This is a genomic window from Longibacter salinarum (assembly GCF_002554795.1).
In the GTDB taxonomy this organism is placed as follows: domain Bacteria; phylum Bacteroidota; class Rhodothermia; order Rhodothermales; family Salinibacteraceae; genus Longibacter; species Longibacter salinarum.
The window spans coordinates 1-19927 of the sequence record NZ_PDEQ01000010.1 but is presented as its reverse complement, the minus strand read 5'-3'; the positions used below and the strand labels follow the sequence as shown (position 1 = coordinate 19927).

Sequence of the window (19927 nt, the reverse complement as noted above, 5' to 3'; positions counted from 1 at the left end):
CAATAGCAGGTGGAGGAAGGAACGGGCGAACGTGTATGGAATGCCGATCCTGTACGATTTCGTGGATCCGACAGAGGTGCACAAAAAAAGCGCTCCGCCGGGAGGGACGGAGCGCCAGAATCAGCGCGTGCAGCGCACGGGGTGGGCTACAAACCGGGTCCATCTCTCACGGGCAGGGGTACGCGGGGCCGAAGACCGGCGTTCGCGTGGTCGCCTGTACAGTGAGAAGAACACCCATCGTGCGATGCGGAATGGAAAGGAAGTGTGGGTCTAAGTGGATTCGAACCACTGACCTCTACGATGTCAACGTAGCGCTCTAACCAACTGAGCTATAGACCCATCAAAATCGCCGTCGTAAAACGCATACACGCGGCGGTTTTTGCGCTCGGGATAAGCCTCAATGCTCAAGACCGCGATAGGATTCCAAAGATTTCCATTTCACGGAAACTTTTGCATTGACTTTCGCCTCTCTGTGCCGCACGCAACCCCATCGGGGTGTGCTCGTGGACGATAGAGAAGATGCTGGACAGGATCAACCCGTTATTCCCTTTATAGCCCTCAATTCCATGTCGCTTCCGATCGTACACGCTCACGAGTGGGATGTCTCAACTGCTGAAGCGCGGACCATCCAGGAGCAGTTGGCTTCAAAGGTTCAGACAACCCATCTCGATGAGACGTACGACCGACCCGTCCGGACCATCGCAGGCATTGATGTCAGCATCCGAGGGGGCATCGCCCAGGCAGCAGTGAGTGTGCTGGAGCTTCCAGATTTATCGGTGGCTGCGGAGTCGGTACACCGGTGCGACATCCCCTTTCCCTACGTCCCGGGATACCTGAGCTTTCGAGAAATGCCCGCCATTCTGCCAGCGCTCGATCAACTCGCGCAGGACATGGGCGCCCTGCCCGATGTTCTCGTCACGGACAGTCAGGGGCGAGCGCACCCCCGCCGATTCGGGCTTGCGTGTCACCTCGGCGTCGTCTTGAATCACCCCTCGTTCGGCGTCGCCAAGTCGATCCTCACCGGCGAGCCTCTCGGTACCCTATCCACGGAGAAAGGTAGCACCGTGCCTCTCGTCGATGGAGACGAACAGGTTGGTGTCGCGCTCCGCACCCGGGCAAACGTAAACCCCGTTTACGTCAGCATCGGCCATCGCATCACGCTTGAGGAAGCCATTGACCTCACGCTCCGCGTCTCCCCGCGGTACAAAATCCCGGAGACCACCCGCCACGCCCACCGCCTTAGCCGTCAAGAAACGTGAACACGGTTTTTCTTTTCTTTGAACTCTGTGGCCTCGGCACCATGGATAATACCTAAGGACAATCCCGACTCGCCTTTTCCGGTTCACCTCGATGCTCGGCTCTCCTTCCATTTTCAAAGAGATCAAGCGTCGCACAGCCGTGCGACGCTCGTTTTGTTTAATGTCTCGGTAGACATTCCCTTCAGTCTACTCGGCCCCCCACTGAACAACATGCTCTGTGACGAGGTGATCTGTTACCCATGTACCCGGGGCGTACCCTTGAACCCTGAACTCTGAACCTTAAACTCAAACATGAAGATTCGCACTGCCGACCTCTCCGATGTCGAAACGCTCGTCGAATTCAATCAAGCCATGGCCCAGGAGACCGAGGACAAATCCCTCGACACGTCCACACTTCAAGCCGGCGTACGTGCCTTGATGCTAGACTCGAAAAAAGGCTTTTACCTCGTCGCCGAGCGAAACGGTACGGTCGTCGGCTCACTCATGATTACAACGGAGTGGAGCGATTGGCGGAATGGCACCTTCTGGTGGGTTCAGAGCGTGTACGTCCGTCTGGAGGCGAGGCGTGAAGGCGTGTATTCGGCCCTGTACGCCCACGTCAAAGCGATGGCGCGAAACGAGGACGACGTCTGTGGCATCCGCCTCTACGTGGAAAAGGATAATGCCGCTGCTCGGACGACCTACGAGAACCTCGGAATGAATCAGACGGCGTACCGAATGTACGAGCAGATGATTTAATCAGAGGCTGATCGATACGTAAGTCCGAAAATCACCCAACAAAAAAAACGAGCGACTTCCCGAGGGAAGCCGCCCGTTTTCCCCCTACAGGGGAGTGTGCCAGGTCTCGATGCTACTCGCCCGTGTACTTATAATTGAGCGAAGCATTCGGATCGGGCACAGTGAAGGAGAAGTCGCCGCCTGCGCTCTGGCCGCCGGCGGTCAGGTTGATGCTTCCCGTCAGCAGGTCGCCAGGGTTGAAGTGATTCTGCAGGGCCGTAGGATCGATTTCGATCGTGAAGATGATCGATCCCTGGGATGCGGCCGTCGCGATTGCACGGTAGATCTCTTCAGACGAAGCCGTTGCATCGCTCGGGTCGATACCGGCGTACGAAGCACCGCTGCAGTCGGAGATCGCCCGCATCTCATTAATCGCAAACTGCGACTGCTCTGACGCCGGGGAAACATCCGACGCGGGGCCGAGACCGATCGTGTAAATCGGCGACTCTTTCCGATTGGCGTCATTGCAAACGCTGTCGCGGAGCGCGATGGAGTTTGGGTTGCCGTCAGATAGAAGAACGATGGCCTTCTCATGGTTCGACTTCGGACGCTCGCTCTCCGAGTAAATGAGGAGTTCGGCGAGAGACTCGTAGGTCGGCGTGCCACCCGAAGACTCAACGTTCGCAGCGGAGTCTTTGAGCGCTTGAACATCATTGCTGAAGTCCAGAAGCATGTCCGTGTAGTTCAGGTTCAGGGCCGGGGTCGAGCCGCTGTAGCGGGCCATCGCAATCTCCCAGTTGCTCGCGTTGGCAGACACCTCGTCTACAAACGCCTGAGCACCGGTCACCCGGTCGTCGTCGGGATCGTTTGACCCCATGCTTCCGCTGTCGTCAATGTCGACGACGACGGCGAGCGGGTCACCGCTCACTCGGTTCAGTCGCTCGATCTTGACGGTTCCGTTGATCGAACCATTGGACTTCGCAACGAGAGCCGAACTGTTCGGGCCGCTGATCGTGACTTCACCCTTCACATCGTTGGATATGATCCCGCGTCCTTCCGCAGAAAGGGGCGTAGCGGAAACACCGAACTGTCCGGTGTTGAGGAAGTCTTTTTCAACCTGCGTCCCGATGACGACAACGTCGTCGACAGGAGGTGTGCTCTCCTCATTCGAGTCGCAACCAGTGAAAACGAATACGAGAAGCGCGAGGACCATCGTCCACCGCGCGGGGGATGTAACCTTGTGCATCGGTAGGTAAGAATCTATTAGGGGAGGGGGAATCTGCGCTTCGATTTGAAAACGCAGATGTCAACGGTGGATTGTCAGTCCCGCCGTCAGTTGAGTGAGGCGTAAAACATACACCGAACCGGACACGCGACATCAAGAAATTTTCTATTCCCCTTTTTCTTCACGACGTGTTCGACATTACTTCGCAGTATTACCGGTGATAAAAGACGCCGGATCATATCGAAGACTGAGCCCATGATCACCCGTATAATCCGTGATGGCATGAGTCCATCTGCATATATTCGGGTGGGGAATCGCTCGCAAACCTCATAGAACAAAAAAAGAGCCCCGGGATCCAGGGCTCTCTTTCGTGTTTCTGCCGTTACGCTGCATCACGTAAGCAGCGCACGTGTCCGAAGGCAAACTACTCCGCTCCATCCTCACCTTCAGCCAGCGCGACATACCGCCCGATGAACGTAACAGCGCGCTCACCTGCAGCGTCAATTTTGCATTTCAGGTCGAGTCTCGCACGACCCCAGCGGTCCAGCATACGCTGGAAGCGTTCAATCGTATCATCATCCGGACGCTCGCAGATCACCGAGATATTGTCGCGGACGGGTTTGATGTATTCGATATCTCCCTCCTGAATGATCACCTCGACCCGTCGCTTCATGTCTTCGACGGTATCCTGAACGAGCTGGTGCATCATCGCCCATCCCGTCACCGTGGCGAGCATGCTCAAACTGCCCCCGAACGCCGTTCCCATATGGTTCGCGTTCGGCTTCAACGGAGCTGACGCACGGAGCTTGCCGTCCGCCTCGGCGGCCAACGAAAACTCGAGATGCTTTGTGATCGGCATCTCCTCGACGATCATCGCCTCGAGCTTTTGCATCGCTTCTTGCGATAGAAAGGAATCGGAAAACGACATGGCCGCGCTGATAGTTCGCTGAGACTGGCTTCGGACTCGTACGTGCTGTGCAAAAGGTTACTACGTCCATTCTGTGGCTGCGTTTCTCGAAATCGATCTTTTCTTGCTACAAAGCGCAAAAGGACCGGGCTCGCCCCTAGTTAAGGCGAGGATCGTCTGGAAACGTCGAGAGGAGAGCGTACTCGCCTCCCATTCGCCGCAAGACCTCGCGCCACAACTCCTGGACTCCGCTGTCAAAGACGAGGTCCGGGACGATCGATGTTGGAATCCAGGCGCCCTCCTCAACCTCCTCCTCTAGTTGTCCCGGCGACCACCCTGCGTAGCCGAGAAAGAAACGCACGTCCCCATAGTCCACGTCGCCGGTACGAACGATGGATTTCAACGATTCGAAATCGCCTCCCCATACGACGCCGTCGGCCAGCGCCACGCCCTCAGGCACGTCCTCCGGCCGGCGGTGGACGTAGTGGAGTGTATTTCGCTGCACCGGTCCCCCGAGATGCACCGGAGGATCGTAGGCAAAGAACTCCTCGATCACGTCTCCGAGTTGCATATCGAGCGGATGATTCAGAATCAATCCGAAGGTGCCGTTCTCTCCATGCTCACACAGAAGAATGACCGACCGATGAAAGTTCGGATCTCGCATCATGGGCGCGGCGACGAGCATAGTGCCCGGCGATAGCGGCGCGTTCGAAGAAGCCATACGGCAAAAATGTACTCAGGGCGAGCAAAGCAAGCGAAAACGTGGACGTGCTGGGGCCGGGGGCCCAACGGACCGTCAACAGCACAAACGACGCGCCAGACGGATTGATCGACGGGACATATGCCGTCCAATTATGAGACAAAGCCGGATGAATCCGCCTCGGTCGGTGGAGCCGACGCGGGACGGCTCTGATTGAGTAGGGCGCGATGCGCGCCGCACCACCAGTCGGCATTTCGTGTGATCGACCGAACGGTTACATCCTGAAATTGAGGGACGAGCGGCACGAGCGCGGGGGCGACGTCTTCCCAACGGTCGCTACGGATCATCTCTTCGAGCTCCCGGGCTGCTGTCCGTGCCCAGAGCCAGCGATCGCGTAAGCCTTCCGCCTTTCGCCAGTACCCCTTCTCGTCCCAGGTCTGCGCACTCTCGTCGATGGTCCGATAGATGCCATGCAGGTTCCAGACAAGAAACGCGACCATATCACGTGCTTCTCGATCGAAGTCACCGGCCAGGTTTCGTTTGGCCAAGAGACGCAGGACCTCGGCGCAAGACCGACGGTGCTGATGACGTCGCTTGGCGGGCGTCGAGCCCGTGCGAACGATGCGGCCCATGGCAGAATCGGTGGAGAAGTGAAGGCGAAGCGGGTCGGTACCGTGCCGATGCGCAGCATACGAGCGGAGGACGCGGGCCGGTCAACGTCGATAAGGTACACGTCAGCCGGCATCATCCGCAACGTTGGCAGCGAGATCTCCGACGTGACATCCATAGATGAGGTGATCGTAGCGATCCTCTCCGAAAACAGCAAGATCCGGGAGGCGGCCCCATTCCGAAAAACCGAAGCGGAGGAGCAACCCGATGCTTGCGTCATTGCCCGCCAGCAGGATCGCTATGACCGTGTCAAAATCGAGCCCGGGTGCAGCCGTTAAGGCGCGATCCATGAGCGCCGAGCCGATTCCCTGCCGTCGGCACCGGGCGTCGACGTAGTAGCTCACCTCTGTCGCTCGACGAAGCGCCGCTCGCCCCGACCGATAGGGACTCAGGCTGCACCAGCCGGCGACTTCGTCGTCCTCTTAGGCCACCCAGATGGGATACGAGGATGGGCCGTGGCGCTCGAACCACTCCCGGCGATCAGCGACAGTAAGCGGCTCACGAAAAGCCGTCACAGGCTGGCTTTTCTTTCCCTGTCGTATCGCCTGATTATAGATCCGGACGATAGCCGGAAGGTCCTCCTCCCGAGAAAAGCGCAGACGCATAGTCGAAACTCATGGTGAATGAACACACAGAGGCTGCCCAAACGCTCAGATCGCACATCATCCGCTGCGTTTCACGAAGCGGCGAATCCACGGATCAAGTTCTGAGAAGCCGAAGAAGTAGGCGACCCCAAGGTAGGCAGCGGCGTAGACGGCTCCGACGACCGCGGCCAGTAGAACGATCGGGGCACCTGGAATCACCCACCATACGACCAGAGCCGGTGCCAGGGATAGGAGTGCGAGAATCGTCATTTTTGCCAGCCTCCCCCACGGCACCTCTACGGGAAGCTCGCGCTTCAGCGACCAGAGAAGGGCACCCAGTTCGAGCCATGCGGCCACGGACGCCCCCGCCCCGAGGCCCATGGCACCGAGCGTCAACGTCCGTTCGTCGAACGCGAAGCCGGTGACGCCGGTCACAGTGAACTCGCGAAACCAGAAAATCGCCGGAAAGGCAACAGCCACGGAAATCACAACGCGGAAAACGGCAAGCCGAGCCGGCGTCTTGGTATTCCCGATGGCATAAAACGCGTTCTGCAGGAGTCGAGACATGCTCGTCGCGAGAATGCCGATCGTGTACGACACCAGCGTGAAATACACGAGCCACTGGTCCTGCACGCCAAACTGCCCGGTTCGGAGCAGGGCGCCCACGAAGAGATAACCGAGCGCCAGGTACCCGACGACCGTGGGTATTGTGAGGAAGGCCAGTTGTCCAAGCGAGCGTTTCAACCGTGCCACGAAGTCCTCCACCCGGTCTTTCGTCAGCCGAGATAACTCAGGGAGCTCCGCTGCCGTCACGGAAATACCGAAGAGGCTGATCGGCAGCATGTACAGGAGTTGCCCGAAGCGAAGGGCGCTCAGTCCTCCGGCCACCAGATACGCCGACCCGAGCACCTGATCCACAAATGCGGAGACCTGTGCCACGCCGCGCCCGGCAATCACCGGACCGACGGCACGGATGGCGTCGCGTACACCCGCTACCTTCGTGGAGAACGAAAACTGGAACGACGGGATCACCTTCGCGACAAACGGGAGCTGGACGCCAAACTGCAGCAGGCCGCCCGCAAACGCTCCCCCGCATCCAACCAGAAGCAAGTACGAGAGCGTGTCGGTGTCGTACTCCGTGGGAAGGAATCCGCCGATGGAGTAGAGGGCTCCACCCGCAAGCGCGGCCATGATGGCAACGTTCCATAGCACCGGCGCGACGTACGGGACGAAGAAGCGACGGTGGCTGTTCAACACGCCGAGGGCCCAGGCTGACAGCACCAGCACGCCCGTCATCGGGAAAATCAGTTTGATCCCCTGAACCGAGAGCGCGAATCGGTCGACCTCCAGGGTGCCCGCCGCAACCTTCGCTGCGTCGTCAACGAACCCAGGTGCCGACACCGTGACGATCGGTTCGGCGAAGATAATGCCGAGCGCAGCGATGGCAGAGGCTGTGGCCAGGAGGAGGCCGAAGATGGCGCCGGCGAACCGTCCGGCTTCCTCGTGCCGCTCCTCTTCGATCAGGCGGCTGTAGATCGGGATGAATGCCGCCGAGATCGTCCCTTCCCCGAGCAGGTTCTGCAGGATATTGGGCACACGGAAAACCACGGTCCAAACATCCATCACGGCGCTGACGCCAAAAAAATACGCCAGAACGCGCTCCCGAAGCAGGCCGGTGATGCGACTGACCAGGATGCCACCAGCGACGAGCGATGCTCCGCCCCCCGATGATGATGTCGACTCCGTGTCCTCCGCTTCGACCCTGCCTACATCCGACGCCTGCGAGCTCGCGTCAGGTTCGAGAGGGTCGTTCGGTTCGGGGGACGACATGGGCGCGGCAACAGGTCAGGCGATGGTGGGCGGACGGCGCAACAAGCTAATGGCGATCGGTGACGCCGTCAATTTGGGCGTTGACGCGTTGGGACGTTGGCGCGTAGCAGCGTTCGGCTTGGTAGATGTTGCAGTACAGCGTTGCACGGCCGTGCAACGCTCGTTTTGCCTGCTGAAACATCACGCGTCGAGGAAGTAGCGGACGGCGAGGTGATAACCGGTCGTGCCAAGTCCTGCAATTTGCCCGGCGCAGACCGGAGCGATGTAGGATTTGTGCCGGAAGGCTTCGCGGGCGTGCACATTCGACAGGTGCACCTCCACTACGGGCGGATCGATGGCAGAAACGGCGTCACGCAGGGCAACGGACGTGTGGGTGTACCCGCCGGGATTGAAGACAACGCCGTCCAACCCCCGCTCGTGTGCCGTATGCAAGAGATCGATTAGCGCTCCTTCCCCGTTGTCTTGTCGAAAAGAAAACTCGACATCCGGAAAGCTTGACCGAAGCGCCGCCTCTACATCGTCGAGCGTCTCATTGCCGTAGACATCGGGCTCACGCGTGCCGAGCAGGTTCAGATTCGGACCGTTCAGTACGAGCAGCTTCACGAGGAGCAAGGGTTCGGGTGAAGAGGACATCGGTCAGGAGCACGGCCAACTGCAACGCTCCACAAGCCTACCTAATCAGATCGGTTGTTCACCTGGATTTGCAGGCCGTCGTATCCAAGGTGGATGTTTTCGGGGAGTCGGGCCTCCTGTTCGGCGTGGAGCACGTTATGCGTCATATGGATGAAGTACGTCTGTCGTGCCCCGATCCGCCGGGCCACATCCACAGCCTGATCGAACGAAAAGTGCGTCGGATGCGGGTTCGGGCGTAGTGCATCAAGCACCAGGGTGTCGAGGTCCTCGAGTTTCTCTAGACTCGCGCTCGGAATCTCGTTCACATCCGTGAGATACGCAAAGTCGCCAACGCGGTATCCGTAGACCGGCATATCGCCATGATACAGCAGGATGGGATCGACGGCAACGACCTCGTCGCCCCGCGGGAGGTCGTCCGGGCTCATCCCCCGGGGAAGCGCCGGCTGGCGCGTGGGCACGCGGAACGTATCCTCGACGCTACAGAGGGAAAGGTCCGCAGCTCCGGGATAGGGATCGGTCCCGAAGACGTAGTCGTACTTCTCCGCGAGGGTCTCGACGGTCAACGGGTGCCCGTAACACGGCATCGGTCGCCGGTTCCAGAAGAAGAACGGGCGGAGGTCGTCCAGGCCGGCAATATGATCGAAGTGGTGATGCGTGTAGAGCACGGCGTCGATGCGCCGCAGATCCTCGCGCAGCATCTGTGCGCGGAAGTCGGGCCCCGTGTCAACCAGCAAGGTAACGTCGCCCGCATCAATATAGCAGGCGCAGCGCGTCCGCGTGTCGCGCGGATCATCGGACTGGCAGACCTCGCAGTCGCATCCGATAACCGGAACGCCCGTCGACGTGCCCGTACCGAGCAGCGTAACGGTGAGTTCATCCGGCATGCGGCACCTCTCCGGCCGCATCCGGAGCTTCCTCGTCCGAATTGTCCGTCCCATCAGCGGTCGAATCGCTTCCGTTACCCGACGGTCCCTTGGCAGCGGCCGCCTCGCGGGCGTCAAGCTGGTCCCATGCCTCTTCCAGAGCGTCGCGCACGGCCGGCTTCAGATAGATGGTGTCGATCGGTGCGTCACGAAGGCTATCTGCCAGCACAACGAGCTGGACGTCCGGAATGTGGCGCTTGTTGAGCATGATAACGGCGTCACCGTCAATGGTGCAGACGCCGCCGCGAAAGTTTCCCTTCTCCTTTCGAACGACGTAGCCAAGCTGCTCGGCTGCCTGTTCGAGCTCTTCGAGGACGGTCTTGGTTTTCATGCGGAGAATCGATCCATCTAAAAAACGATACAGCGTCGCCTTTTCCGGTCACCTCGGCAGTGATATGCGTTCGGATTGCCGTCATTAGCGACGACGCCCCAGCGATACCGCAAGAAGCGGCACGCGCCGGGGCATCGCAACATGACAGGAACCGGATTGGGGAATCAGGCCTCTTCGAGAACCGCTCCCGAACGGGTGTCAACAAAACGGTAGTCGAGCGGCGACATCGTGGGGTCCGACTCGATGTGCACGCGGACATAGTATTTCATGAACCATTCCGTCTGATAGCTCGGCACGGGACGGTGCAGGAAGGCCGCAGTGAACGGGTGGACGTGCAGGGTCACCGCGCGGCGGTCACTCCGGTGTGCCTCCACCCACTCCTCGATCGAGCGCACGACCTGCTCCGGATCCACGGCTACGCCGTCGCCGGAGGCAGCAGGCGCCCGATTTGTGCTGGTTTCCGCCTTCTCCGTCGCTTTCCTAGCATCGGATTCGGCTTTCTTCGCACGTTTGCGAGCCTCTCGGGCTTCGCGCTGGTAATGCTTGAGCTTGTCGCGGAGGCTCTGCAGCTCTGAAGGATCGGGGCCACTGCCTCCTTCATCCGCTTTCTCACGGAGCTTCTCGATCTCGCTCTCCTTCTGGTTCAGCTGACGGCGGCTCTCCTCAAGCTTCATTTCCGTGCGCTCCAGCTTCCGCTCGATGCGCTGCACGTTGCCGTTGCCGCTCCCGCTGCTACTGTCCCGGTCCTCCTCCGACGACTCGCCGTTAGCGGACGAGAACGTCGTGGTGAGGCTCGGCCGTAGACGCTGGCGGGTGATCTCGACCAGTCCGAAGTCGCTCATCGGGAGCACCTTCGTCACGGCTCGATCGTCCTTGAAGCCCTTCTTGATTTCATCGTAGACCTTCTTGCGATCCTTCTCGTCGCGTAGGTCGATGAAGTCGACGACGATAATGCCACCCAGATCGCGCAGGCGGATTTGCCGGACAATGACGCGAGCGGCCTCAAGGTTGACGTCCAGCGAGTTCTGTGACTGAGACTTGCCACGGCCGGAGCGCCCCGAGTTCACGTCGATAACATGCATCGCCTCCGTACGCTCGATAAAGAGATACCCGCCGGAGGGCAGTTCGACGCGGTCCTTGAAGGCCCGGTCGGCACCGCGCTGAATGTTGGCCGCCTCAAAGACCGGATCCGTTTTATCGTGCAGCTCAACGCGATCGACCATCTTCGGCGCCACCGCACGAACGTAGCTGCGGATGCTGTGGAACAGTGGCTTGTGATCGACAAGGATGCGGTCGTAGTCGTCCGAGAACTGATCCCGGATGATGGACGAGGCCATATCAACGTCCTCGTGCACTAGGGCCGGAGGCTCGACCGAATCGAGCTTCTCCTCGGCTCGACGCCAGCGCTCCATCAGGAGCTTCAGGTCTTTGTCGAGCGACTTCGCGTCGCGCCCTTCGGCGACGGTGCGGACGATGACGCCAAACCCTTCCGGGACGAGGCTGGATGCAAGTGCCTTCAGGCGGCGGCGCTCCTTTTCCTCCGTAATCTTCCGCGAGACCGCGACATAGCGCTGAAGCGGGACAAGGACGAGGAAGCGACCGGCCAGCGACAGGTCCGTAGAAATGCGGCTTCCCTTGTTCGAAATCGGCTCCTTCGTCACCTGCACCAGAATTTCCTGGCCGCGGCGGAGGTCGGGACGTTTGCCCTCTTCCTCGGGGAGATCGACAGTTTCGACGCGGGGCTTGTCCTGCCCGAGAAAGTCGACGAGGGCGCCGAGATTGTCGGAGAGGTCCGAGAAGTGTAGAAATGCGTCTTGCTCCTGGCCAATGTCAACGAACGCGGCCTGGATGCTGGGCATCACCTTTCGGATCCGCCCGAGGTACATGTTGCCGATGGTACGTTTGTTTTCGGCATTTTCGATGTATAGCTCGGCCAGCTTGCCATCTTCGACGATGGCGATGCGTGTCCGGCTATCTTCGACGTTTACGACAATTTCTTTCGACATATAGGGGTTGGATGTGTGCGGCCTCACCCCTGCGTGTACCGGGTGCGCTTCCGGCGAGTTGATGGAGCCGTCTGATTCCGCCGGTGATTCGAAGAGCCGAACCAGGGGAGCGAAACCATACGTTGTGCCCTGCGAAGCAGCGCGAAGGCACAATCGTCGCGGCGCGACCCAAGCGGGTACGAACGACGCGGCGACCATCATCGGTCAATCTGTGAATGTCAATCTGCCGGGTGGAGGCACGAACGTCGATCCGGGGGACGTCCCTGCGAGAGGCCACTCGGTGTGTACAGCGCGAGTGGCGAGCAAGGACGCGGGATGACGCAAGCGCCAGGCGTCGCGGGCGCGTCCGAAGTGAGACGAACGCGGGCGACGCAACGGAACAAGCAAGGAACAGTGCCAGACCGGAAGTAGAGTCCAAGCGTCGAGCAAAGGCAGGAAAGCACGCCGTGTAGCGCGTACAGCGCTTCGGAGAGCCGTCCGGAGTGTTGCTTGACGAAGAGCAGGGAGCTCGTACCTCGGAAGTGAGGCAGGCACGGATTCGCTCGTGAGCATGTCAGGTTTGTGGATGCCGCGGCGAGGTGAGAGCAAGTGATAAGCACCCGATCTCAAGTGCGACGGTAAGGAGAGCCGCGCTACTGCTGTGCAGAGCGACCGGCCTCGACCCACGTCGGCACGTCCGTCACCCCGGCGCTTGCCCGGCGCGCGGCGGGACCCGTAACAAACGCGGATCACCCGAGCATCGCGAGCTGCCGTGTCACGAGCCCGAAGGCCCGCAAAATAAAGGCAGGTGACGAAAGCATTCCTCTCACATCCCAAGTGCAGATACATGACACTGAGGACGCTAAGCGGCTGTCGATACTGAATATCGCCTATTGCCCCAAAATGATCCCATGCGTTTCACAATCCATCTGCAGACATCGTACGCCCAGCCCGTAAGACGATTTGAGAACGTGCTTGGCGAACAGCTTTTGGTCTTCCAACGGTACGGACCTCCCGATGGTCGGTCCTCGCCACACGTGCAGCACAAGGCGTTGTTGATCTTGCGCACCGTACCTCCTGCGTCCCTACCAAAGGATCGAACGAGTAGGCATGAATGGCTCCGCTTACGTTTTTACGATGCATCCGCCAAGCACGTTATAGCCGACGGGAAATCCCCTACGCCAAGACGGGGACTTCATGCACGATGCTTTTGTTCGATTAAATCAAAATTCTTGCATGGAAGACGATAGGATTACGTATTATTGCATGGTGATGAATGGATCGTGTCCAGGGGCACATCCGTTTGCGAAACTCCCGGCTCGATGAAGCTTTTGGTGTGATGCCGATTGTCCGTCTAATCTGGACAATAGTGAAGCTTCCGGACGACGGCTGGAAGCGCTTGTATTCCGAGCGCGATCCGTCTCGGCAAAGCATGAATGCAGCGGGCCGTCGTTTCGCACGAATCTGTGACTGAGTTGGATTCGCTCCTTCTATCGCCTGCACGACGAGCGAAGACAAACGCTCGCGTTCGCCACCGGCCCTCGCTTTCACACCCGGACGAGCACGAATTATTACCGGCGAGTATTGGCATGACCCAGGGCCCGTCAGCGACGGGCCGGACGCGCCGTCCGACCGTGCCACCTCACCGAGCACCCTGTTCTTTGTACCCACTTGATTTCTCATGGAGGCCCGCCCTGGCCCGCATTGCGGTGTCTTTGGCGGAGGCTCCTCGTGCACGTTCCGGCGTATGTCCCGGCTGATGATTCCACTTTGCTGATGGAACGACTCCCAGGATCTATCACGCTTGACTGATGAAGCCATCGAGGTCGTTCCCGCAGCCGACCCTTCGCCCGGCGACCTGCACGACCGAACGCATCGGTACCGCAACCACGAATTGCACGACCTGACATGGCAGACCAAGACGCAGTCAAAGAAAAAGACGCCCCAATCAAAGCGCCCGGCCTCAAAGGGGTCGTTGCGCTGGACTCCGAACTCTCCTTTATCGATGGAGAGAAGGGCGAACTGATCTATCGCGGCTACACCATCGAAGACCTCGCCGAGCACGCCACGTACGAGGAGGTCGTGTACCTTCTGTGGAATGGCGAACTGCCCAACGAGTCCGAACTGAACGAGCTCCGCAGCAGCCTCCGCGCCAACCGCGAGCTGCCGGACGAGGTGCTCGACATTCTCCGCAACGCACCGAGTTCTGCGCACCCGATGGCGGTCCTGCGTACGGCCGTATCCGCCCTCAGCTTCTTCGACGATGAGGCGGAGGTCATGGAGGAGGACGCCAACCGCCGCAAGGCTACGCGTCTGCTCGCTGCCATCCCGACGATCATTGCTGCGTTCGATCGCCTGCGTAAAGGCAAGGAACCGGTCGCGCCGCTTGATGAGGGATCGATGGCCTACAACTTCCTCTACATGCTGAACGACGAGAAGCCGGGCGAGGCTGCGGAGCATACGTTCGACGTCTGCCTCGTCCTGCATGCCGATCACGGCCTCAACGCCTCGACGTTCACGAGCCGTGTCATCGGATCGACGCTTTCGGATATGTACTCCGCGGTCAGCGGAGCCATTGGCGCGCTGAAAGGACCGCTTCACGGTGGAGCCAACCGCGAAGTGATGCGCATGCTGCTCGACATCGATAAGAAAGGAGCGGACCCGGCCGAGTACGTGCGCGAGCGCCTTGCGAATAAGGAGAAGGTGATGGGCTTCGGCCACCGCGTCTATCGCACGATGGATCCGCGCGCCGCAATCCTCCGCGACATGGTCGAAGACCTCAGCGAGGAGAAGAACCAGCGGAAGTGGTACGACTACAGCCTCGAGATCATGAATACCATGATCGGGGACAAAAACATTAACCCGAACGTCGACTTCTTCTCCGCATCGACGTACTACATGCTGGGCCTCGACCCGGACCTCTTCACGCCGATCTTCGCCCTCAGCCGTACGGCGGGATGGACGGCTCACCTGCTTGAGCAGTGGTCTGACAACCGCCTGATCCGCCCGCGCGCCGAATATGTTGGGCCAAAAGGCAAGACCTTTGTCCCCGTCGAAAACCGGTAGATCGGTCGAGTATTCGAATAGACCCGGTTTATGGACCGTGCTCGCATCCGGGATCAACGGCTGACTTGAGCACCCGCTCGCTCCAACGAGCGGGTGCCAATCACCGGCCCGTTTTTCTGCAGCACGGACACGGCAAAACCTCGATTCGCGGCGCTCACGCCGCTTTTCGTCGAAACCTTCCCTCATTCCGAGTCATACGACAGTCACACATGTGACGGCCGTCTTCCTCCTTGGAAGCTGGTCTCCTGATCTGCATCACCCAATCCCCTCTTTCTCATGGCCGTCGAAACCGCAGAACGCCCTGCGGCGCAAGCCAAGCAGCCGTCCGTCGTCGAAGACTCCGGGCGCTTCCAGCGCTATCGCATCCGCACAGGCATGTTCGCCTGGATCATGCATCGCCTCACCGGCGTCGGGCTGGTCGTCTACCTGATGATTCACGTCTGGGGGCTGAAGTCGCTCACGGACCCGAACGCCTTCAACGCCCTGATCGCGAAGTACCACGCGCCCATCTACAAGGTCGGAGAGTTCGGCCTGTTGATTGCCGTGGTCTACCACGCGATGAACGGTCTCCGGATCGTTCTTATCGATTTCCTCGGTTGGAGCCCCAACCAGAAGAAACTCTTCGCAACGCTCGGTGCCGTCGCCGTCGTGCTCATCCTCGTGGGCGGGTACCCATCGATCTACGCCCTCCTCGCGCACTACGGCGTTGTGTAGCAGCATCTCCTTGCCTTGCTTGCCCGCCTGCTCCAACCGTTCAGCCTCCTGAATCATGGCAAAGTCGAAGTCTAACGCCGTCAACTGGTTTCTGCATCGCATCACGGGGACGTTCCTCGTGTTCATGCTCATCACGCACTTCTGGGTCCAGCACTACGACCACAGCGTCGCGTCCGTCACGACCGACGTCGTCGCCCAGCAGGGCGAGCTTCCCGCATACTCGGATGAAGCCGCCGCCGGCGTGAAAGCAAAATTCGGTGCCGATGCCGAAGTCACGCCGTACAACGTCGTCATGCAGCGTCTCGCCGACCCCGTGTACGCAGTGCTCTGGAAAGGATTCAACATCCTCTTCCTGATTGTCGCCCTGCATCACGGGTTTTACGGCCTCAATAACGTGCTGACCGACTACATTCGGAATCCACTCGGTCGTGTGATGGCCCGCGTTCTTTCATGGTCCGTCGCACTTGTCTTGCTCATCATTGGTCTCTACTCGGTGATAACGGCCGGCTGGTGATCCCAGACACCGGCTTTCCGGTCCCCTGCCTCTCGCGTTTGCGGTGTCCCGCGTGATCGTCCCAGCAGTTCGCTCGACACCGCGACGTGCCCGGCCTGGACCGGCATCCCGGCCCACACCTTCTGCCCTCTCCTGATCATTTGCACTCACTCACGTTATGACTTTCACGCACGACGTTGTCGTCGTCGGAGCTGGAGGCTCAGGACTGATGTCCGCGCTCTACGCCCGTGAAGGCGGAGCGGATGTCGCCGTCGTCTCAAAGCTGCACCCACTTCGCTCGCATACCGGCGCTGCCCAGGGTGGCATCGGTGCTGCCCTCGGTAACGAAGAAGAAGACCACTGGCTGTGGCACGCCTTCGACACCGTTAAAGGGAGCGACTACCTGGGCGACCAGGACGCGATCGAGGTGCTCTGCAAAGACGCGCCCCGCACGGTCTACGAACTCGAACACTACGGCGTCCCCTTCAGCCGCAACAAACAGGGGAAAATCTCGCAGCGACGCTTCGGTGGACACACCCGCAACTTCGGTGAAGCCCCCGTCCGCCGCGCCTGCCACGCCGCCGACCGAACGGGCCATACGATCCTGCACACGCTGTACGATCAGTGCACGAAGCAGGGCGTCCGCTTCTACGACGAGTTTCAGGTCCTCGACCTCATCCTCGGCGAAGACGGTGAAGCCGTTGGCGTCATCGCCTACGAAATCCTGACCGGGGAAATCCACACCTTCCACGCGAAGATCGTCTGCTTCGCCACCGGTGGTTATGGCCGTGCGTTCAAAACGACGTCCAACGCCCACGCCGGAACCGGCGACGGCATGGCGATCATGCTGCGGAAGGGCATCCCGCTGGAGGACATGGAGTTCGTCCAGTTCCACCCGACGGGGCTCTATCGCCTGGGCATCCTCATCACCGAGGGCGCTCGCGGCGAGGGAGGCATCCTCCGAAACTCGGAGGGCGAACGCTTCATGGAGCGCTACGCGCCAACCGTGAAGGACCTCGCCCCGCGCGACATGGTCAGCCAGTGCATCTTCAAAGAGATTCGCGAAGGCCGAGGCGTCAAGGGCAAAGACTACGTCCACCTCGACCTCACGCACGTCGGCGACGATGTCCTCGACAAGAAGCTGCCGGAGATCTCGGAGTTCTCGCGCACCTACATGGGCGTGAACCCGAAGGAGGAGCCGATCCCGGTCGCCCCAACCTGCCACTACGCGATGGGCGGCATCCCGACCAACGCGGACGGCCAGGTCGAGAAGGGCTCTCGCGGCACCACCGTTCCCGGCCTCTACGCCGTCGGTGAGTGCGGATGCGTGAGCGTTCACGGCGCCAACCGCCTCGGCACCAACTCGCTGATCGACCTCGTCGTGTTCGGCCGCCGCGCCGGCATGGCCATGGCTGAAGAGATCAACGAGGGCGCCTCCCACGCTCCGCTACCGGAGAACCCGGAAGAGTGGACGCGCAACGAGCTTGACCGCCTTATGTCCGTCACGCGCGACGAAGGCGAACCGACCGTCGATGTACGGACGGACCTGCAGGAGACGATGATGGAAAACGTCTCCGTCTTCCGCAACGACGAGACGCTGACCACGGCCCTGGAGGACCTGAAGGAGCTCCGGAAACGTGCGAAGAACGTCGTCGTGGATGACAAGGGCAAGCAGTTTAACACCGACCTGATGGACGCGATCGAAATCGGGTTCATGGTCGATTACGCGGAAGCGATCGCCGCTTCGGCGCACCGCCGCACGGAAAGCCGCGGCGCCCACTCCCGCGAGGACTACCAGAATCGCAACGACGACGACTGGCTCAAGCATTCGCTCTTCTACAGCGAGTGCGACGGCAACTACGAGTTCGCCGAGAAAGACGTCGTCATCACGCGCTTCGAACCGAAGGAGCGGAAGTACTAGCACGTGTCGAATGGCAGAGCCGTCACCGGGGAGCGTTGCTTCGGCAGCGTCGCCCCGGCCGACGCCCGCACCCGACACCGGTATTCGACATTGAATTTCGACAATTGGTATGGATCTGACCGTCAAAATCAAGCGCTACAATCCCGAGAAGGATGATGCGCCGCACTGGGAGTCATACGAGGTTCCCGCCGATCCGCTCGATAGCGCCCTCGCGCTGCTGCTTCATGTGAAGTGGCACATCGACGGCACGCTTTCGCTCCGCAAGAGCTGTGCACACGGCATCTGCGGCTCCGACGCCATGCAGATCAACGGCGAAAACAAGCTCGCCTGCTCTGTGCTGGTAAAAGACCTGGTCGACGATAGCGGCGAAACCGTCACGTTTGCACCGCTTCCGTCTGCACCGGTTATAAAAGACCTCGTCATCGATCAGAGTCGCTTCTTCGAGAAGTACCGCTCGGTGAAGCCATGGCTCATCAATGACACACCGGAACCGGAGCGCGAACGCGCCCAGAGCCCGGAGGAGCACGAGATCATCGAGGACGCCACGAAGTGCATCATGTGTGGCGCCTGCACGCACGCCTGCCCGTCGACCTGGGCAGACCCGGACTATCTCGGTCCCGCTGCGATGCTGAAGGCGTATCGCTACACGTTCGATACCCGCGACGACGGCACGGAAGACCGGCTGGAAATCGTGGACTCGCCCGATGGCCTCTGGAAGTGCTACACGATCTTTAACTGCAACCAGGCGTGCCCGAAGGAAATCGACATCACGCGCTGGCTCTCGGCTCTCAAGCGCCGTGCAGTTACGGCAAGCGCTTCGACCGCCGCGTAAGCACGGATTGCTACAACGCCGAAGCACAAAGAGAAAGCCCCGCCTCCAAGCAATGGAAGCGGGGCTTTTTTCTTGTGGGCGGGACACCGAACGCGTCTCGTGAACCCACCCAGACGCATCATCCAGACCGACGGATCATCCTCCGATCAGAAGGATGACGCCTGCAACAATAGCGAGAATCGCCATGATCAAGCCGTCGTACGCGAATGACAGGTCAAGCAGGTCGATCAGTCCGTAAAGAACGAGCCAGACGCCGAGAAATTTGAGACCAAGTGAGCGTGTCGAACTTGCCATCAGCAGAAGGGGGAATTTGAGGGTCTACGAATCGTCCGCTGCTAACCTACGAAACGGAGACGGCAAGATCTAAGGTGGGGGTTTGGGGTTTGGGGTTTGGGGTTTGGGGTTCGCGGTTTGAGGGCGAAGAACCCTGAACTCTGAACCCTAGCTACCGGACAGTTTTCAAAAATAGGGGGTAAATCGCATGTCGATGGGGGCGTCGTTCTGCAAACATCGCCGGATCCATCGCAGGCCGATTGCAAGGTAGCTTCGGTCCCGTCGGTCGGATCGGTCCACGGAGCATCGGTCGCCTCGTTTGACGACGGCGCTTGCGACGGCGATGAGCCAGACGTAGATGAGGCTGAGTACGAGGACGAGCCTCGCGATGCGCTCCGGGGCCTGCAGCCGCGTGCGATGCAGTTGAAAGCGGCTCCCTTGCCAGTCCCCAAAGAGCTCTTCGATCCACATCCGAGTGCGGTAATGCCGGAGCACCGCGCTCGGCGAGGAGGCGTTGGTCACCAGGCGCCAGGGCCGCTCTTCGCCGATCGCCCAGTGGTACACGAGGCGCGCAGGCCCGAAGGCGTGTGCCTTGGTCACCTGAACAGGCGAGAGGACCCGGCGCTCTCCCGGCTCGGGATCGAGATTGCGGCTATACGTCCACTCCTCGGGAGCGGCATCCGTCTCCTCGGGGGCGGGATCCGTCGCAGAATCGGAGGAGGCGACCCCCGTTGAACGAACGTCCTCGCGAACGAACGCACGAACGAACGTGTCGGCATGCAGGCGCACGCAGTACGTCCATCCCGCCTTCTGCACCGCCTGAAGCAGGGAGACACAGTGAAACTCCCCGTCCCCGATCACGATC

At 60.2% G+C, this 19927-nt stretch carries 19 protein-coding genes, 1 tRNA gene and 1 pseudogene; 7 read left to right on the top strand and 14 right to left on the bottom strand.

The features are described from left to right. Positions 1-265: 265 nt before the first annotated feature. Positions 266-339 (bottom strand) — tRNA-Val (locus CRI94_RS15920). Positions 340-566: 227 nt separating this feature from the next. Between CRI94_RS15920 and CRI94_RS15915 the strand changes: the two genes are divergently transcribed. Both CRI94_RS15915 and CRI94_RS15910 read left to right on the top strand, forming a co-directional pair. After that, complete coding sequence (locus tag CRI94_RS15915) at positions 567-1259, top strand: endonuclease V (protein ID WP_098078283.1); 693 nt, start codon at positions 567-569, stop codon at positions 1257-1259. Positions 1260-1550: 291 nt separating this feature from the next. Continuing rightward, positions 1551-1997: a GNAT family N-acetyltransferase gene (locus tag CRI94_RS15910; RefSeq protein ID WP_098078280.1), complete on the top strand. Its 447-nt coding sequence runs from the start codon at positions 1551-1553 to the stop codon at positions 1995-1997. 112 nt (positions 1998-2109) lie between these two features. On the opposite strand, the gene CRI94_RS15905 is transcribed toward CRI94_RS15910, so the two are convergent. From CRI94_RS15905 to CRI94_RS15855, 11 genes and pseudogenes are all read right to left on the bottom strand, one after another. After that, positions 2110-3222 (bottom strand): vWA domain-containing protein, encoded by a 1113-nt coding sequence (locus CRI94_RS15905; RefSeq protein ID WP_098078276.1) that lies wholly within the window; start codon positions 3220-3222, stop codon positions 2110-2112. A gap of 403 nt (positions 3223-3625) precedes the next feature. Continuing rightward, positions 3626-4129: a YiiD C-terminal domain-containing protein gene (locus CRI94_RS15900; protein ID WP_098078271.1), complete on the bottom strand. Its 504-nt coding sequence runs from the start codon at positions 4127-4129 to the stop codon at positions 3626-3628. A 136-nt stretch (positions 4130-4265) separates the two neighbouring features. Then, a complete protein-coding gene (locus CRI94_RS15895; protein ID WP_098078266.1) occupies positions 4266-4829 on the bottom strand; it encodes a YqgE/AlgH family protein in 564 nt (187 codons plus the stop codon). Positions 4830-4960: 131 nt separating this feature from the next. Further along, entirely contained in the window at positions 4961-5440 is a 480-nt protein-coding gene (locus tag CRI94_RS15890; RefSeq protein ID WP_098078262.1) for a hypothetical protein, read from the bottom strand. Between the two features lie 102 nt (positions 5441-5542). Beyond that, positions 5543-5887: pseudogene (locus CRI94_RS15885) on the bottom strand (N-acetyltransferase family protein); the annotation flags it as partial. Between the two features lie 12 nt (positions 5888-5899). Next, positions 5900-6082 (bottom strand): GNAT family N-acetyltransferase, encoded by a 183-nt coding sequence (locus CRI94_RS15880; protein ID WP_098078256.1) that lies wholly within the window; start codon positions 6080-6082, stop codon positions 5900-5902. Between the two features lie 57 nt (positions 6083-6139). Continuing rightward, positions 6140-7891: a murein biosynthesis integral membrane protein MurJ gene (gene murJ / locus CRI94_RS15875; RefSeq protein WP_098078251.1), complete on the bottom strand. Its 1752-nt coding sequence runs from the start codon at positions 7889-7891 to the stop codon at positions 6140-6142. 180 nt (positions 7892-8071) lie between these two features. Beyond that, positions 8072-8494, bottom strand: coding sequence for a type II 3-dehydroquinate dehydratase (aroQ, locus tag CRI94_RS15870; protein ID WP_098078585.1), 423 nt, complete (start codon positions 8492-8494; stop codon positions 8072-8074). Positions 8495-8565: 71 nt separating this feature from the next. Next, positions 8566-9408 (bottom strand): MBL fold metallo-hydrolase, encoded by an 843-nt coding sequence (locus CRI94_RS15865; protein ID WP_098078247.1) that lies wholly within the window; start codon positions 9406-9408, stop codon positions 8566-8568. Beyond that, positions 9398-9778, bottom strand: coding sequence for a hypothetical protein (locus CRI94_RS17775; RefSeq protein ID WP_179862358.1), 381 nt, complete (start codon positions 9776-9778; stop codon positions 9398-9400). Before CRI94_RS17775 ends, CRI94_RS15865 begins: the two co-directional genes overlap by 11 nt. A gap of 164 nt (positions 9779-9942) precedes the next feature. Next, positions 9943-11784 carry an Rne/Rng family ribonuclease gene (locus CRI94_RS15855; RefSeq protein WP_098078244.1) on the bottom strand — a complete coding sequence of 614 codons (1842 nt, stop codon included), beginning with the start codon at positions 11782-11784 and terminating at the stop codon, positions 9943-9945. A 1887-nt stretch (positions 11785-13671) separates the two neighbouring features. Here CRI94_RS15855 and CRI94_RS15845 point away from each other — a divergent pair. The 5 genes from CRI94_RS15845 (at position 13672) to CRI94_RS15825 (ending at position 18789) form a co-directional block, all read left to right on the top strand. Beyond that, positions 13672-14829: a citrate synthase gene (locus CRI94_RS15845; protein WP_098078237.1), complete on the top strand. Its 1158-nt coding sequence runs from the start codon at positions 13672-13674 to the stop codon at positions 14827-14829. Between the two features lie 276 nt (positions 14830-15105). Further along, a complete protein-coding gene (sdhC, locus tag CRI94_RS15840) occupies positions 15106-15543 on the top strand; it encodes a succinate dehydrogenase, cytochrome b556 subunit (RefSeq protein ID WP_098078234.1) in 438 nt (145 codons plus the stop codon). Positions 15544-15598: 55 nt separating this feature from the next. Further along, a complete protein-coding gene (locus tag CRI94_RS15835) occupies positions 15599-16057 on the top strand; it encodes a succinate dehydrogenase hydrophobic membrane anchor subunit (RefSeq protein ID WP_098078231.1) in 459 nt (152 codons plus the stop codon). 157 nt (positions 16058-16214) lie between these two features. Then, positions 16215-17957, top strand: a complete 1743-nt coding sequence (gene sdhA, locus CRI94_RS15830) for a succinate dehydrogenase flavoprotein subunit (RefSeq protein ID WP_098078226.1) — start codon at positions 16215-16217, stop codon at positions 17955-17957. A 109-nt stretch (positions 17958-18066) separates the two neighbouring features. Next, on the top strand, positions 18067-18789 hold the full coding sequence (locus tag CRI94_RS15825; protein ID WP_098078222.1) for a succinate dehydrogenase iron-sulfur subunit: 723 nt from the start codon (positions 18067-18069) through the stop codon (positions 18787-18789). 135 nt (positions 18790-18924) lie between these two features. Here the strand turns inward: CRI94_RS15825 and CRI94_RS17770 are convergent, their stop codons facing one another. Both CRI94_RS17770 and CRI94_RS15820 read right to left on the bottom strand, forming a co-directional pair. Next, positions 18925-19083, bottom strand: a complete 159-nt coding sequence (locus CRI94_RS17770) for a hypothetical protein (RefSeq protein WP_179862357.1) — start codon at positions 19081-19083, stop codon at positions 18925-18927. A 165-nt stretch (positions 19084-19248) separates the two neighbouring features. Next, positions 19249-19927 (bottom strand): transposase (locus CRI94_RS15820; protein ID WP_143815452.1); only part of this gene is annotated, 679 nt, incomplete at its 5' end.